This window comes from Legionella yabuuchiae (assembly GCF_900640115.1).
Classification (GTDB): domain Bacteria; phylum Pseudomonadota; class Gammaproteobacteria; order Legionellales; family Legionellaceae; genus Legionella_A; species Legionella_A yabuuchiae.
Genome location: NZ_CAAAIW010000003.1, coordinates 33,214 through 49,209, shown reverse-complemented (window position 1 = coordinate 49,209; position 15,996 = coordinate 33,214). Strand labels below are relative to the sequence as shown.

The window sequence follows — 15,996 nt, the reverse complement described above, 5'->3', positions numbered from 1 at the left end:
AGATGAACGCATTAAGTTGATAGAGCGATTTATTCGCCAATTTGGGAAATCAACGCTTAAAATACGAAGCACAAATCTATAGAAGTGAGCTATGATTATCACATAACCCTTTCATGTCTGGATAAACGATAACAATGAAACGTTTAAAATTAATTTTAATTTTGTTGCTCATTTATGCTTCTTTGAGTAGCGCCGATACTATCAAAGTCGGTACATTATACTTTTATCCCCCCTTCGTGATTTCGTTAGAAGAGGGCTTTGATGTTGCTTTAATTCAGACCTTATGCCGTAAAACAAATCATGATTGTCAACTAATACCAATGGATTTAAACAAAATCTTCGGTGCTTTAGATAATGGAACGATTGATGTCGCAATTGGCGGTCTAGTCATTACCAAAGATCGCTTAACCAACTATATTTCCAGCACCCCCTACCTTGTAAGCCGCGGCTCTTTTATGGTTTTAAAACAGAGCGGAATACAAACGATAGAGGACTTAAAAGGGAAAAAAGTTGGCGTTATGGATGGTGAACAAGATGGCGGGGTTTTTTATAACTATCTTAAGGCCAACTATTTAGACCAAGTTGACGTTATCAGCTTTAATGGAATTGGTGATATTTTAAATGCTCTTTCAAATAAAAAAATCTCAGCCGCATTCGTTCATGAATCCACTGCTATTTATTGGATACAAAACGGGAGCGGACAATTTAAAATGATTGCTAAGCCAACCATTGTTGGTGCAGGTATGGGCATCTTTGCATTGCCTAAAAACAACGATTTAATAAACCAGTTTACCCAACAAATTTACGATCTGGAAAATGATGATTATTACCTAAATTTATATCAAACCTATTTTCCAGATGAAAAGCCTTAGGGTCTGTACATGACAGATTTTTTTGTCATATACAGAGAAATTTAGTTATCCACAATAAAAACTTAAAACCAGCTTCAGTAAATTCTCGTTCATGATTTAAAATCACATTTTATCCACAGAATATTCTCATAGTTATTCTATTGAAATTCTCTTCAAAACACATTATCTTGTTACATATAGCAGCAACAATTACTATATATTGTGTTTTCATAAAACAACCTTACCGGAATATTGCCATAAGTAGTTGACAATATTCATCTTCCTTGGAGGAAACATGTCAGAGACTATCGACCCGGTAAAAGAATTACCTCAAAAAAGTCAACTGGAATTGAATACAAATGCGCCTGGTATTTTAAAAACCATCAAACGCAATGGCAAAGTCGTTCAGTATGATGAAAATAAAATACAAGTAGCCATTACTAAAGCTTTCATAGCCGTAGAAGGTGGCAATGCCGCCGCATCTAATCGTATTCATCAGCAAATTGATGACTTAACCAAGCAAATTACTCAGGCTTTCAAGCGGCGCTTGCCCAGTGGTGGCACCATTCATATTGAAGATGTTCAAGACCAAGTTGAATTGGCGCTCATGCGTAGCAGTCAATATAAAGTTGCACGTGCCTATGTGCTTTATCGTGAAGAACGACGAAAAGCGCGCTCAGAGCAACTTAAAAAACAGGCCACTGATAATAAAGTCCCGCTAATTACAATGCCTGATGGCGAGTTGGTCCCGTTGGATATGAAACGGGTAGAAACCATCGTAGACGAAGCCTGCCGTGATCTGGCTAATGTAAACGCCGAACCTGTCATCAAAGACGCTTTGCGCAATCTTTATAACAAAGCCAGTTTAGAAGATGTTCATAAAGCTCTAATTATGGCGGCTCGTGCGCTGGTGGAAACAGAACCAAATTATACTTACGTAAGCGCTCGCTTGTTATTAGATAGTATGCGAACCGAAGCGTTAAGCAAATTAAACCTGCGAGAAGAAGCAACATTTGATGAAATGGCGAAGCTTTACCCTGCTTATTTCAAGCAATATATCGCACAAGGCATTGAACAAGGCATGCTTGATCCGAAGCTTAAGGATTTTGATCTCGATAAGCTCGCGAAGGCAATATTTCCTGAACGTGACATGAAATTTACTTACCTAAGTCTACAAACATTATACGATCGTTATTTTATTCATGAACACGGCGTACGTTATGAGCTGCCGCAAGCTTTTTTTATGCGCGTCGCTATGGGGCTAGCCATCCGTGAAGAAGATAAAGAAAATAAAGCCATTGAGTTTTATACGCTTCTATCCTCATTTGATTATATGGCGTCGACGCCTACTTTGTTTAATTCAGGAACCGTTCGTCCTCAATTATCCAGTTGTTATTTAACCACCGTACCCGATGATCTCGATGGGATTTATGGTGCAATTAGAGACAATGCATTACTGTCCAAATTTGCTGGCGGCCTTGGCAATGACTGGACGCCGGTTCGTGCGATGGGATCCCACATCAAAGGCACGAACGGTAAATCACAAGGCGTTGTTCCCTTTTTAAACGTAGCCGATGCGACGGCTATCGCAGTCAATCAAGGTGGCAAACGCAAAGGTGCCGTTTGTGCTTATCTTGAATGCTGGCACCGTGATGTGGAAGAGTTTCTTGAGTTAAGAAAAAATACCGGGGACGATCGTCGCCGTACGCATGATATGAACACCGCGTTATGGATTCCTGACTTATTCTTAAAACGTGTTCATGAACAAAGTGACTGGACACTATTCTCACCGGATGAAGTTCCTGGATTACACGACGCCTTTGGAAAATCGTTTGAAGCGCTCTATCTTGATTATGAAGAGAAAGCGAAACAAGGAAAAATCCGCAATGTAAAAACCGTTGCCGCCATCAAACTATGGCGTAAAATGTTATCCATGTTGTTTGAAACAGGACATCCCTGGTTAACCTTTAAAGATGCTTGTAATCTGCGCTCACCACAGCAACATACAGGGGTGATTCATAGTTCCAACTTGTGTACTGAAATTACATTGAATACGTCTATTGATGAAATAGCCGTTTGTAATTTGGGAAGCATTAATTTGCCCGCTCATATTAATGAAGGCAAGCTTGATCAGAAGAAATTACAAGACACCATCAAAACGGCGATACGAATGCTGGATAACGTCATTGACATTAACTACTATTCGGTACCACAAGCTCGCAACTCAAACTTGAAGCATCGTCCGATTGGTTTAGGATTGATGGGGTTTCAAGATGCCTTATATAAGCTAAAACTTGATTATGCTTCTAACGATGCGGTCAACTTCGCCGATACCTCTATGGAGTTGATTAGCTATTACGCTATTGAGGCTTCTTGTGAGCTGGCTAAAGAACGGGGTTGCTATTCCAGCTACGAAGGATCTTTGTGGAGCAAAGGAATATTGCCAATTGATTCCATTAACCTACTCCAACAGGCACGAGGCGAATACTTAGAACAAGATCGCTCACAAACATTGGATTGGGAGTCATTACGCGTTAAAGTACGCACACAAGGTATGCGCAACTCCAACGTGATGGCTATTGCTCCTACCGCAACCATTTCCAATATTTGCGGTGTTTCTCAATCCATTGAACCGACTTACCAAAACCTATATGTGAAGTCCAATTTATCGGGTGAATTTACCGTTGTTAACCCCTACTTGGTCGCGGATCTTAAAACTCTTGGCTTATGGGATGAGGTGATGGTGAATGACTTAAAATACTTTAATGGCAGCGTGCAACCCATTAGCCGCATCCCTAAAGAGTTAAAATCGCGCTACGCCACTGCGTTTGAAATTGACCCATCCTGGCTGGTGGAAGCTGGATCTCGCAGACAGAAATGGCTAGATCAGGCCCAATCACTCAATATTTATATGGCGCAACCCTCCGGTAAAAAGCTTGACTCACTGTATCGCCTGGCCTGGGTACGTGGTTTAAAAACGACCTATTACTTACGTAGTGTTGGGGCTAGCAATGCAGAAAAATCAACCGTGACGGATGGTGCTTTAAATGCCGTTAAACTTTCAGAACCGCAACCGCAGGCTTGTTCGATTCTCGACCCTGACTGCGAAGCGTGTCAATAAAGGAGATATGTATGACCAGTGAACAATTACAATCATTAGAATCCCCATCTGTTGGGGCTACTGGCCTAGAATCACTTGAAATGGGTGCTAGCCGTATCCATGTTGATGATAAAAAAATCATTAATTGTCGTGCTGACTTAAACCAATTGGTTCCTTTTAAGTACACTTGGGCATGGGATAAGTACTTAACGGGCTGCGCAAACCATTGGATGCCTAATGAGATCAGTATGAGCGCTGATTTAGCTTTGTGGAATGATCCTAATGGTTTAACTGAAGATGAGCGTCTGATTATTAAACGTAACTTAGGATTTTTCTCAACGGCGGACTCACTAGTAGCCAATAATCTAGTATTGGCTGTGTATCGGCACATTACAAACCCAGAATGCCGCCAATACTTATTGCGACAAGCGTTTGAGGAAGCGCTGCATACCCATGCCTATCAATATGTCATTGAAAGTCTAGGACTTGATGAGGCTGAAGTATTTAACATGTACCGAGAAATTCCATCGGTGGCCACTAAAGCTTCTTGGGCCTTACCCTTTACCCAAAGTTTGGGGGATCCTGAGTTTAAAACCGGAACACCAGAAAATGATCAACGCTTATTACGTGATTTAATCGCATTTTACGTCGTCTTTGAAGGAATATTTTTCTACGTTGGGTTTACTCAAATACTTTCAATGGGTCGTCGCAATAAAATGGTTGGAACGTCAGAACAATTCCAATACATTTTACGTGATGAATCTATGCACATGAATTTTGGTATTGATGTCATTAATCAGATTAAAATTGAAAATCCGCATTTATGGACGCCTGAATTTAAAGCTGAAATAGTGCAATTGATTAACGAAGGCGTAGAACTTGAATATCAATATGCAAAAGACACCATGCCGCATGGTATTTTAGGCATGAATGCCGATATGTTTGAGGAATATTTGCATTTCATTGCCAATCGTCGTCTTGCACAAATCGGTCTTCCTGAGCAATACCCTGGCGCTGAAAATCCATTCCCTTGGATGAGTGAAATGATGGATCTCAAAAAAGAGAAAAACTTCTTTGAAACCCGAGTCATTGAATACCAAGCCGGTGGTACGCTCAGTTGGGATGAATAAACATTAACTAATTCTTAAAAAAACAGTCTTCCAAACACTACAGTCTTCCAATCTACTATCCCTACAAGTATTTTAATTAATCCCGACTGGCAACATAGTCGGGATAATAACTCCCCTAGAAGTTAAACCTAGAAAAAGCATTAAAGCCCTACTACTCAAGCTAATAGCACTAAATCAGCTGGATTTTCTTATTTTTTTAGCTCACCGTAGTGGTGGCTACTGCTTTCACCAAAACTACTTTGTACATGACAAAAAATATTAAAAATACAACGTTTTCAACGCTCTTAACTTGCTCGTTACGGACTCAACTGCTTTTTTCTAGGTTAAACCGAGTGATATTGTCATTGGGAAAGCGAAGATCCATTTCCCTACTGGCTCTCTACCAAGAACAAGATGGATTTCCGCCTTCGCGGGAATGGCAAAATACCTTACTGAAAATACCTTACATCATAGTGGTATAGAGGACTCTGCGCCCATATAACAATGATTTACATGGGCGATACAATAAGCCTATTAACTTTGTCTTAGGTGCGGAAATAAAATTACATCGCGAATCGATGGGGAATTTGTAAAGATCATGGCCAAGCGATCGATTCCTACTCCTTCTCCTGCGGTGGGTGGCATGCCATACTCCAACGATTCAATATAGTCGCTGTCGTAATGCATCGCTTCCATATCACCCGCGTCTTTTTCTTCAACTTGCTTTTGGAAACGAGCGGCTTGATCTTCTGGATCGTTTAACTCAGAAAATCCATTCGCAATTTCACGGCCCGCGATGAAGAACTCAAAGCGATCGGTTACTTCTGGGTTCACTTCATTACGGCGTGCTAAGGGCGACACTTCTGTAGGATACTCAGTGATGAAGGTCGGTTGCACTAACTGATGTTCGACTGTTTCTTCAAACAAAATCATTTGCAACTTGCCTAAGCCATCGGCGTCTTTATAATCAAATCCAAAGCGATCCAACAAGCCTCGACAAGTCTCTAGCGATTCAAGTTCTTCTGCACGGATATCTGAATGATGCTTTAAAATAGCCTCACGGATACTCATACGGGCAAAAGGTTGCTCAAAATCGATGACTAGATCTTGATACTCTACCTTGCGAGCGCCCACGACTTCATCGCATAAAAAGCGCATCAGTTTTTCGGTGAAATCCATGAGATCATGATAGGTAGCATAGGCTTCATAGAATTCCATCATCGTAAATTCTGGATTATGGCGCGTCGAAATTCCTTCATTGCGGAAATTACGATTGATTTCATAAACGCGCTCAAAGCCGCCAACCACCAAGCGCTTCAAATACAATTCGGGCGCAATACGCAAAAACATTTGCATATCCAATGTATTATGATGGGTAATAAATGGTCGAGCTAACGCACCACCAGGGATAGGGTGCATCATTGGGGTTTCTACTTCGAGAAATTGATGCTGATCCATAAACGCGCGACAGGCTGTAATTAAACGCGAACGCACTAAAAAGGTTTTGCGGCTTTCTTCGTTCGCAATTAAATCCACATAGCGTTTACGATAACGCATTTCTTGATCTGCTAAGCCATGGAATTTATCCGGTAAAGGACGCAACGATTTCGTCAACAACTCGATATGTTCAGCATTAACCGTAAGTTCACCTGTGTTGGTTTTAAATAATTCACCGCGTACACCGACAATATCGCCAAGATCCCAATGTTTGAATTGTTCGTAAAGTTCGGGCATATCATTCTGACGCACATACACCTGAATACGACCGGACATGTCTTGGATATGGAAAAAACTGGCTTTACCCATAATACGACGCAACACAATACGACCCGCCACAACGACTTTAGCATGCTGTTCAGCCAGCGTCTCTTTAGTTTCATCGCCATACTGCTCTAATACTTCTAGCGCTAAATGCTGGCGTTGAAACTGATTAGGATAATTAAAACCCTCCCCACGCAGATCAACTAATTTTTGCTTTCGAATCTGATAGACTTCACTTTCATCTAACTGTTCTATCTGTTCTTCTATCATTCTGCCCCTACTCCTGCTTTAAGACTTGCTTCAATAAATGGATCTAGCTCACCGTCTAGTACAGCTTGTGTATTGCTGGTTTCAACGCCTGTTCGTAAATCTTTTATGCGAGATTGATCCAATACGTATGAACGTATTTGCGAACCCCACCCAATATCCGACTTAGTCGCTTCCAACGCTTGTTGCTCGCTGTTTTTTTTCTGCATTTCAAGCTCATACAGTTTCGCCCGTAATTGCTTCATCGCTTGATCTTTATTTTTATGTTGACTGCGGTCGTTTTGGCACTGAACCACAATGCCACTTGGTTCGTGAGTAATCCTGACCGCGGAATCGGTTCGGTTAACGTGCTGACCACCGGCTCCTGATGCACGATAGGTATCAATCCTTAAATCAGCAGGATTAATATCAATTTCAATATCATCATCCACTTCTGGGGATACAAATACTGCAGCAAATGAAGTATGACGACGATTGCCAGAATCAAATGGGGATTTTCGCACCAAACGATGAACGCCTGTTTCCGTTCGAAGCCAACCGTAGGCAAATTCACCCTTAAAGTATATTGTAGCACTTTTAATGCCAGCCACGTCACCCGCGGAGCATTCGACTAACTCCGTTTCAAATCCATGATGCTCTCCCCATCGCAAATACATTCGCAACAACATTTCTGCCCAGTCCTGAGCTTCGGTGCCCCCAGAGCCTGCTTGAATATCTAAGAAGGCATTGGCATTATCCATTTTTCCGGAAAACATTCGGCGAAATTCTAATGCCTCGATTTGACGTTCAACCTCGTTCATTTCTTCAGCCACATCATGAATAGCCGTTTCATCTTCTTCAGCACGCGCCATTTCAAACAATTCTTTTAAATCAGAAAGATTATGACTTAGCTGCTTTAACTGATGAACCACGGCTTCCAATTGAGCCCGTTCGCGACCTAGGGCTTGCGCTTGCTCAGGATTATCCCAAATTGAAGGCGATTCTAACTCGCGCTCAACTTCTTCTAACCGTTCGCTCTTTTTGTCAAAGTCAAAGATACCCCCGAAGCGCTTGTACACGCTCATTGAGATCAACTAATGTATGGGCAACTTGATTCACTTCTAACATATGGTGCTCTTAAAAAAAGAATAAGGACAATATTTTACTCAAAATAGCGTGGTAAGGCTAGAACAGGAATTTACAACTCAGGAAGTCTGGACTTAATACGATGGGTTGCCTGAGAGTGTATTTGAGATACTCTGGATTCGCTTACTCCGAGTACTTCACCAATTTCTTTTAAATTTAAATCTTGTTCATAATACAACGACAACACTAATTTTTCATTTTTAGGTAAACTATTAATTATTTGCGCTAATTGGGACGTTCTATCCGAGTTAAGTGCATTAATATGAGGCTCACTCATGGAGTCGCGATATTCATCTTTTAAAACATCATCCGTCACCCCTAGATCTTCAAATCCATAAAGATGACCACCTGCCGAATCGTTTAGCATGTCATGATATTCTTTAAGACCCACTCCTAACTCGCTGGCGACTTCATGATCTTTTGCATCACGGCCAAGTCGATTTTCAACTTCTCGAACAGCCGCTGAAATTAAACGCGCATTACGATAAACCGATCGTGGAACCCAATCGTTTCTTCGCACTTCATCTAACATATGACCACGGATTCGAATTCCGGCATAAGTTTCAAATGAGGCACCTTTGGTTTCGTCATAATTACGAACCGCTTCTAATAACCCCAACATCCCAGCTTGTAGCAGATCATCGAGTTGAACAGAAGGTGGCAGGCGGCCTAATAGATGATGAGCAATTCGCTTCACCATTTTGGCATGAGATTTAATTAACGTATCATGTGCCGTCCGATTTATACTACCGTCTGAAGCCAACGCATCTTCCACGACCTGCTCCTTATTCTTATTTTTAAGAGGCTTGGGTATATACCCGTAATCGTTCAAAATGCTAGTTTACGGACGATTACGGGTATATTAAATATATAATGGTATAAGTGCTTTCCGTCAAATGCTTCAAATTTACTCGTAATCCCAGTCGATTTTAAGCGATGTCCCACCAGCGTTGAAGCGATGGCTTTTGCCTATTAACAGACAGCCTCCTAATGGGTGTCATGCCTGCGCAGGCGGGCAACCATTTCTGATTTGGCACTGAAGTAAATTAAGATAACTCGCTGCCATAGAATGAATATCATATAATCTCGATCGTCAACAGGAGGTTATATGGAGTGTATCAGCGAGTTGAAGGATAGTTTAAATATGTATTTTGGCTGGAACAAGGCAAGAATGGTCCGGCAGTAAATAAGTTTTTAGCAACCAACCAGGATGAACAATGGAAGAAAAGCAATATTGTGTTTACATATTAGCCAGTAAAAAATATGGAACCGACAATGGAAAATAAATCTTATCGAGCAAAACAATCCCCAGTGGATTGATTTGGGTTTCGGATTATTTTGATGGATGGTTGCCCACCTACGTGGGCATGACAGGTTTTTTTGTCATGTACAGGGAAAAATTAGAAGAAAGTATGGCTCATCACAATTATAATCCTTGTAGTTTGCACTTATCTTCAGCATCTTTTTGACATTGCTCTTGGCAATCCCTTTCTTCTGAGGTCAAGCATACCATGTTAATGCAATTATCTGTATACCGTTGGACACACATCGTTTCATCGTAATCTTCTGCGCCTTGTTCGACCTCCGGAATGTCGGCAGCAATTGCGCAAAAGGAGAACAGGAAAAAAAACAACGCACATAATAATTGTTTCATTTTATTTCTCGCAGTGGCTTTTCTGTATTAAGTATAGGCAATAGGGAGAAGGTCGCCAATTAAATGATGACAATTATTTGACATTCAACGTTCGAAGAATAGAAATGAATTGCTCGAATTACCATACTCAATCCATGGCAATTCGAGCGTATAACAAGACTTTAAACCACTAACGAATTAGATGAATGGTGGGGAAGATCGGTTGAATCAGGCCAAAAAATTGTAAAATATAAATAATGATTAAGATGAGCGCCAATAAATTCAGGATGGTTTTAAATCCGGCAGCCATGGGTATAAAAGCATTAATCAACCAAAATACTACTCCAACAATAATAATCAGTAAAAATAAATTTAGTAATTCAGCCATACTATCCCTGCATTTTTGATTGAATATCATTAAGTATATACCCGTGATCGTTCAAAATGCGAGTATTATACGGATAATTTTTTCAGTCTTGACTATCGCATTTTTAAGTATCTTAGGGATAGTCAAATATATGGAGTTTAGTATTTTATACAGTGCCATTTATGGCAATTTTTCTTGATTCATCTATAGCTTGCACTTCCAAGCGAAACGCTTGATGCAATGCTCGGACTCCATCATCAAGCCTGGATTCATCGATAATCACAGACAGTTTGATTTCTGAAGAGGTGATCAATTGAATATTAATTCCTTGATCAGCCAACACTCTAAACATCATCGGTGCGACTTCAGGATGACTTTTCAAGCCTGCTCCAACCAGAGAAAGCTTTGCCAAACGTTCAAATCCTTTTATTCCTTTGGCGTTCAATTTAGTAGCCAGTTTGCCTAATAGTTTGAACGTCGGCTTATACTCATCCTGATGAACCGTAAAACTAAAATCAGCCAAGCTATCAATAGGGCTGTGCTGCAAAATCATGTCCACATTCACGCCAATGGTACTTAATTCCGCGAGCAGACTAGAAGCGACTCCCGGTCCATCGGGTATGCCATTTAAACAAATTTTGGCTTCATTACGACTAAAGGCGATACCAGTAATGGCAAACGATTCCATGCGTGTATCTGTTTCAGAAGTTATCAAGGTGCCAGGACCCTCTTTAGAGGAAGATAGAACGCGTAATGGAACCTTAAATTTACCGGCAAACTCAACGGATCGAATTTGTAATACTTTGGCACCAAGACTAGACAATTCAAGCATTTCCTCAAACGTGACTTGATCAAGGCGCTTGGCTTCAGGCACGACGCGGGGATCGGTCGTATAAACGCCATCCACATCGGTATAGATTTGACATTCATCCGCTTTTAACGCAGCAGCCAGGGCAACGGCCGTCGTATCTGAGCCGCCACGACCTAAGGTAGTGATATTGCCTTTATTATCAACCCCTTGAAATCCAGCGACCACCACCACGTTCCCTTCCTTTAAGTCTTCTAACATAGGCTGAGTATCAATAGCCTCGATCCGGGCTTTTTTATACTGACCCGAGGTTAGAATTCTGGCTTGACTTCCTGTATAAGATCGAGCCTGAATACCTCGGTTAATTAATGCCATGGCCATTAACGCTATGGAAACTTGCTCCCCAGTGGATACCAGTACAGCATACTCGCGAGGATCTGGGCTTTCACTCATTTGATGCGCTAAATTAATAAGTTTATCCGTTTCTCCACTCATGGCAGAAACCACGACCACCACGTCGTGGCCAGCATGCTTGGCCTTTGCAACAATATCGGCCGCGTGATTAATGTGAGCCTGTGTTGCGACGGATGTACCACCAAATTTTTGCACAAGCAATGCCATGTTAAACGCCTCATTAAAGTGAAGTTAGGTTTATTCTATTATCGGCTAAGTTAAAAATAGTTTAAATAGAGTTCACCACTCCTACCTGGCCTGACTTGTTCACGCCATCCTGATTCTAGATGATCCGAATCAATTGGTGCATGTAGGAAAAAATGAATCCAAAGCGTCGAGATTGCTAACGCTGTTTAACCAAATCCGGGATTTTTGCGAGTCTTTCGTTTAAATCGTCCGGAATCGGGCCGCCGCCTTGAGCCATATCCGGACGCCCTCCCCCTTTGCCACACAATTGTTTGACGTATTCGGGGGCTGGTGGAACTTGGCCTAAAATATCCTTGCTAACGCCAGCAATCACACTCATTTTTCCACCTTCTGTGGTGTATAACACCATAACGGCTTTTTCGAGGCTGGATTTGAGGTGATCCATCGCTGCTCTTAGCGCTTGACCATCGGCGTGTTCTAATTTTTTTACCAGTAAATTAATTTCTCCGACTTTTTGCGCTTCGCTTTCAAGCGATTTCCCTGATTGAGTCGCTAATTTCGCTTGAAGACGAGCCAATTCTTTTTCTTGCTGCTTTGCCTCTTGTAAAAGCTGCAGAAGCTTTGCTTCGGCGGTTGCTGGGGTGGTTTTTAATGCATCAACCATATGATTAAACAACGTTATTTGTTGATTCACCCATTGCAAAGCATGATGGCCCGTAACCATTTCAATACGGCGAACGCCACTGGCTATACCGTATTCTGATATTATCTTAAATAATCCAATATCTCCGGTACGTCTTGCGTGTGTTCCTCCACACAGTTCTTTTGAAAAATCACCAACCGTAAGCACACGGACATCATCGGCGTATTTTTCGCCAAAAAGAGCCACAGCGCCTGACTGTTTGGCTTCGTCAATTGACATAAGCTCGGTGACTACCGCTTCGTTTTCACGAATTTTGTCATTGACTACTATTTCAAGCGTTTGGATTTGCTCGGCAGTTAACGCTTCAAAATGAGAAAAATCAAAACGCGCCCGTTCGGCATCCACCAAGGAGCCTTTTTGTTGCACATGCGCGCCAACCACTTGCTTTAAAGCAGCGTGTAATAAATGAGTGGCGGTATGATTAAGACGAATCGCATCGCGCCGGCTTGAATCCACATTCGCTTCAACGGTTTGATCTACTGTCAAACTTCCTTTAATTAATTCACCGTAATGTAGAATGGCCTGACCTTTTTTTTGCGTATCACTGACTTTAAATTCGGCCCCATCAGACAACAACCATCCTCGATCGCCAACTTGACCGCCGCTTTCTGCATAAAATGGGGTGTCTTGTAAAATGATTGCACCCTTCGCCCCTGTTGATAACGTTTCAACTTTCTTGCCATCAATGAGGACCGCTTTTATAGGACTACGCAGGGTCTGAAGTTCATAACCTTTAAATTCGGAGCGCTCGGTCAAATCAACAGGGGTATCGTAGTCGGCTTGGAAAAGACTTGCTTGTTGCGACAACGAGCGTTGCTGTTGCATGCATTGATTAAATCCTTCCATATCGACGGTTAACCCCTGCTCACGGGCTATATCGGCGGTTAAATCAACTGGAAAACCATACGTATCGTAGAGTTTAAACGCCACGGCTCCAGGAATGACTTTACCCTCTATTGTTTTAATGTGTTCTTGCAGCAGGTTTAATCCTTGATCCAAAGTACGGGCAAATTGATTTTCTTCTTGTTTTAACACCGTTTCAATTTGCGCTTTATTTTCCTTAAGTTCGGGATAAGCATCACCCATGACCTCAATTAATGGCGAAACCAGGCGATAAAAAAATGGCGACTCTAAACCCAGCTTATGACCATGGCGTACCGCTCGACGAATAATGCGACGCAGTACGTAGCCTCTCCCTTCATTCCCAGGCAATACCCCATCCACAATTAAAAACGTGCATGCGCGAATATGATCGGCAATCACTTTCAGGGAGGAATGGGTTAAATCCGATTGCTCGGCCATCTTAGCGATGGCTTTAATCAGATGTTGAAAGCTATCAATCTCGTAATTGCTGTGCACGCCTTGTACGACAGCAGCAATACGCTCAAGTCCCATTCCGGTATCCACAGAAGGTTTAGGCAACGGATGGAGGCGGCCTTCTTTATCACGATTGTATTGCATGAACACTAGGTTCCAGATTTCAATGTAACGATCACCGTCTTCATCTGGGCTGCCAGGGGGTCCACCAGGTATTCCTTCACCATGATCGTAAAAGACTTCCGTGCAAGGCCCGCAAGGTCCGGTATCTCCCATAGACCAAAAATTATCTTTCTCACCACAGCGGGAGAAACGCTTAGGCGATATTCCGATTTCTTTTAGCCAAATATCGGCCGCTTCATCATCATCCTGGTAAACTGTAACCCATAATCGCTCTCTGGGTATCTTTAAAACATGGGTTAAAAAATCCCAGGCATACTGTATGGCCTCGCGTTTAAAATAATCGCCAAAGCTAAAATTTCCGAGCATTTCAAAAAAGGTGTGATGTCTAGCGGTGTATCCAACATTCTCAAGATCGTTATGCTTACCACCCGCGCGAACACAGCGCTGAGAACTTACCGCACGACTATAAGGGCGTGATTCAAGCCCTAAGAACGTTTCTTTGAATTGAACCATACCAGCATTGGTGAATAATAAAGTGGGATCATTCGCCGGAATTAATGAACTTGAGGGGATTAATTGATGATTGTGACTTACAAAATACTCAAAAAATGCTTGTCTAATTTCTGAACTCTTCATTTTCATGTCTTAATAACTTAGTTGAACTGCTCTTTAGAGATTCTAATTGTTTAAAAAGTTGGTTAATCACATCGCTTGGAAAACCGCGATAAAGCAAAAAACGCTTTTGCTTCTGAATGACCTCCAGGGAAAAATCTTCCAAATCTTGAAACCGCTTTTCTCTAGCCATTTTTGCCTGAAAAAGCCAGGACGCCTCATCCTGGCTTAATACCTGCCGAATCATTTCGCCATCGATTCGTAATTGTTTTAATTCTTGTTCAATGCGCAAAGGGCCATAACCCTGCCGAATTCGGTTACGACTAAAGCTTTCAGCAAATCGCTCATCGCTTTGAAATCCTAATCGTTGGCACTCGGCCAAAGCGGCATTAACCTCAACACTCGCAAATCCTTTTTGAACAAGCTTTTGAGCTAGCTCATGGGCACCATGCTCTCGTCTCGCTAATAAACGAACCGCACAAGCGTATGCGCGCTCCATTAATCATCCATTCGCTCGACAGATTCATCGAATACCCCATCTTTAGCGGAAACGGGCTTTTTCGTTAATAACTCCGCCCGTATCTGCTGCTCTAGGGTTTGAGCAAGCTCTGGATGTTCTTTAAGATATTGGCGAACATTTTCTTTCCCCTGGCCAATCTTTTCATTTTGATAGCTATACCAAGCGCCAGATTTCTCCATAAATCCTAGTTGCGTGGCTAAGTTAATAATTTCGCTCTCGCGCGATATTCCCTCATTATATAGGATATCAAATTCTGCACGTTTAAACGGAGGCGCCACTTTATTTTTAACCACTTTGACTTGCGTTTCATTGCCTAAAATTTCATCGCCTTTTTTAATTGCGCCGGTTCGTCGGATATCTAAGCGTACTGACGCATAAAACTTCAGAGCATTTCCACCCGTGGTTGTTTCCGGGTTGCCGAACATCACCCCAATCTTCATACGGATTTGGTTAATGAAAATGACAAGCGTATTCGTGCGTTTAATATTCGCCGTTAACTTTCGCAGCGCTTGCGACATTAAACGAGCTTGCAAACCAACATGCGCATCGCCCATGTCACCTTCAATTTCAGCTTTGGGCGTTAATGCCGCAACAGAATCCACAATCACCACATCAACCGCCGCTGAACGAACCAGCATATCGGTGATTTCAAGCGCCTGCTCGCCTGTGTCGGGTTGTGAAATTAATAATTCATCAACATTAACCCCTAGTTTTTCGGCATAGCTTGGATCTAGCGCATGTTCTGCATCGATGAATGCCGCCGTCCCGCCATTTTTCTGACATTCTGCAATCACTTGTAACGTTAATGTGGTTTTACCGGAAGACTCAGGGCCGTAGATTTCCACCACACGGCCTTTTGGTAAGCCACCTATTCCTAATGCAATATCCAACCCTAAAGATCCGGTTGAAATGGCTTCAATATCACGTACTGCCGTACCATCGCCCATGCGCATCACAGACCCTTTACCAAACTGGCGTTCTATTTGAGAAAGTGCGGCGGCTAGTGCTTTATTTTTATTGTCTTCCATATATTCACCTATTGGGGATTTTGCAAAGAAAAAATTATCCCACAGAAGCGAGCACTCAGCAAATGGAGAATC

Annotated in this window: 12 protein-coding genes; 3 read left to right on the top strand and 9 right to left on the bottom strand. The window is 42.1% G+C overall.

The window, feature by feature from the left end; translation table 11 throughout:
- Positions 1 to 134: 134 nt before the first annotated feature.
- The 3 genes from E1O47_RS01725 (at position 135) to E1O47_RS01715 (ending at position 5,081) form a co-directional block, all read left to right on the top strand.
- The gene (locus E1O47_RS01725) at positions 135 to 872 is read left to right on the top strand and encodes a transporter substrate-binding domain-containing protein (protein WP_133129544.1); all 738 of its coding nucleotides are present in this window, start codon (positions 135 to 137) and stop codon (positions 870 to 872) included.
- 274 nt (positions 873 to 1,146) lie between these two features.
- Positions 1,147 to 3,972 (top strand): ribonucleoside-diphosphate reductase subunit alpha, encoded by a 2,826-nt coding sequence (locus E1O47_RS01720; RefSeq protein WP_133129543.1) that lies wholly within the window; start codon positions 1,147 to 1,149, stop codon positions 3,970 to 3,972.
- Positions 3,973 to 3,983: 11 nt separating this feature from the next.
- Complete coding sequence (locus E1O47_RS01715; protein WP_133129542.1) at positions 3,984 to 5,081, top strand: ribonucleotide-diphosphate reductase subunit beta; 1,098 nt, start codon at positions 3,984 to 3,986, stop codon at positions 5,079 to 5,081.
- A gap of 513 nt (positions 5,082 to 5,594) precedes the next feature.
- Here E1O47_RS01715 and lysS read toward each other — a convergent pair.
- The 9 genes from lysS to recA form a co-directional block, all read right to left on the bottom strand.
- A complete protein-coding gene (gene lysS, locus E1O47_RS01710; RefSeq protein WP_133129541.1) occupies positions 5,595 to 7,091 on the bottom strand; it encodes a lysine--tRNA ligase in 1,497 nt (498 codons plus the stop codon).
- Positions 7,088 to 8,195 (bottom strand): peptide chain release factor 2 gene (gene prfB, locus E1O47_RS01705; protein ID WP_133129540.1). Its coding sequence is split into 2 segments (ribosomal slippage): positions 7,088 to 8,119 and positions 8,121 to 8,195, totalling 1,107 coding nucleotides; the frame shifts between segments, so codons are not numbered across the junction. The genes lysS and prfB overlap by 4 nt, the downstream gene beginning before the upstream one ends.
- A 70-nt stretch (positions 8,196 to 8,265) precedes the next feature.
- The gene (locus E1O47_RS01700; protein ID WP_242601962.1) at positions 8,266 to 8,988 is read right to left on the bottom strand and encodes an RNA polymerase sigma factor FliA; all 723 of its coding nucleotides are present in this window, start codon (positions 8,986 to 8,988) and stop codon (positions 8,266 to 8,268) included.
- Positions 8,989 to 9,639: 651 nt separating this feature from the next.
- Complete coding sequence (locus tag E1O47_RS01690) at positions 9,640 to 9,867, bottom strand: hypothetical protein (RefSeq protein WP_133129539.1); 228 nt, start codon at positions 9,865 to 9,867, stop codon at positions 9,640 to 9,642.
- 169 nt (positions 9,868 to 10,036) lie between these two features.
- Positions 10,037 to 10,234, bottom strand: a complete 198-nt coding sequence (locus E1O47_RS01685; RefSeq protein ID WP_133129538.1) for a Thivi_2564 family membrane protein — start codon at positions 10,232 to 10,234, stop codon at positions 10,037 to 10,039.
- 145 nt (positions 10,235 to 10,379) lie between these two features.
- Entirely contained in the window at positions 10,380 to 11,642 is a 1,263-nt protein-coding gene (locus E1O47_RS01680; RefSeq protein ID WP_133129537.1) for an aspartate kinase, read from the bottom strand.
- 175 nt (positions 11,643 to 11,817) lie between these two features.
- Positions 11,818 to 14,400, bottom strand: a complete 2,583-nt coding sequence (gene alaS, locus E1O47_RS01675) for an alanine--tRNA ligase (protein ID WP_133129536.1) — start codon at positions 14,398 to 14,400, stop codon at positions 11,818 to 11,820.
- A complete protein-coding gene (recX, locus tag E1O47_RS01670; protein ID WP_133129535.1) occupies positions 14,381 to 14,875 on the bottom strand; it encodes a recombination regulator RecX in 495 nt (164 codons plus the stop codon). The genes alaS and recX overlap by 20 nt, the downstream gene beginning before the upstream one ends.
- Complete coding sequence (gene recA / locus E1O47_RS01665) at positions 14,875 to 15,924, bottom strand: recombinase RecA (protein ID WP_133129534.1); 1,050 nt, start codon at positions 15,922 to 15,924, stop codon at positions 14,875 to 14,877. Before recA ends, recX begins: the two co-directional genes overlap by 1 nt.
- Positions 15,925 to 15,996: the final 72 nt, after the last annotated feature.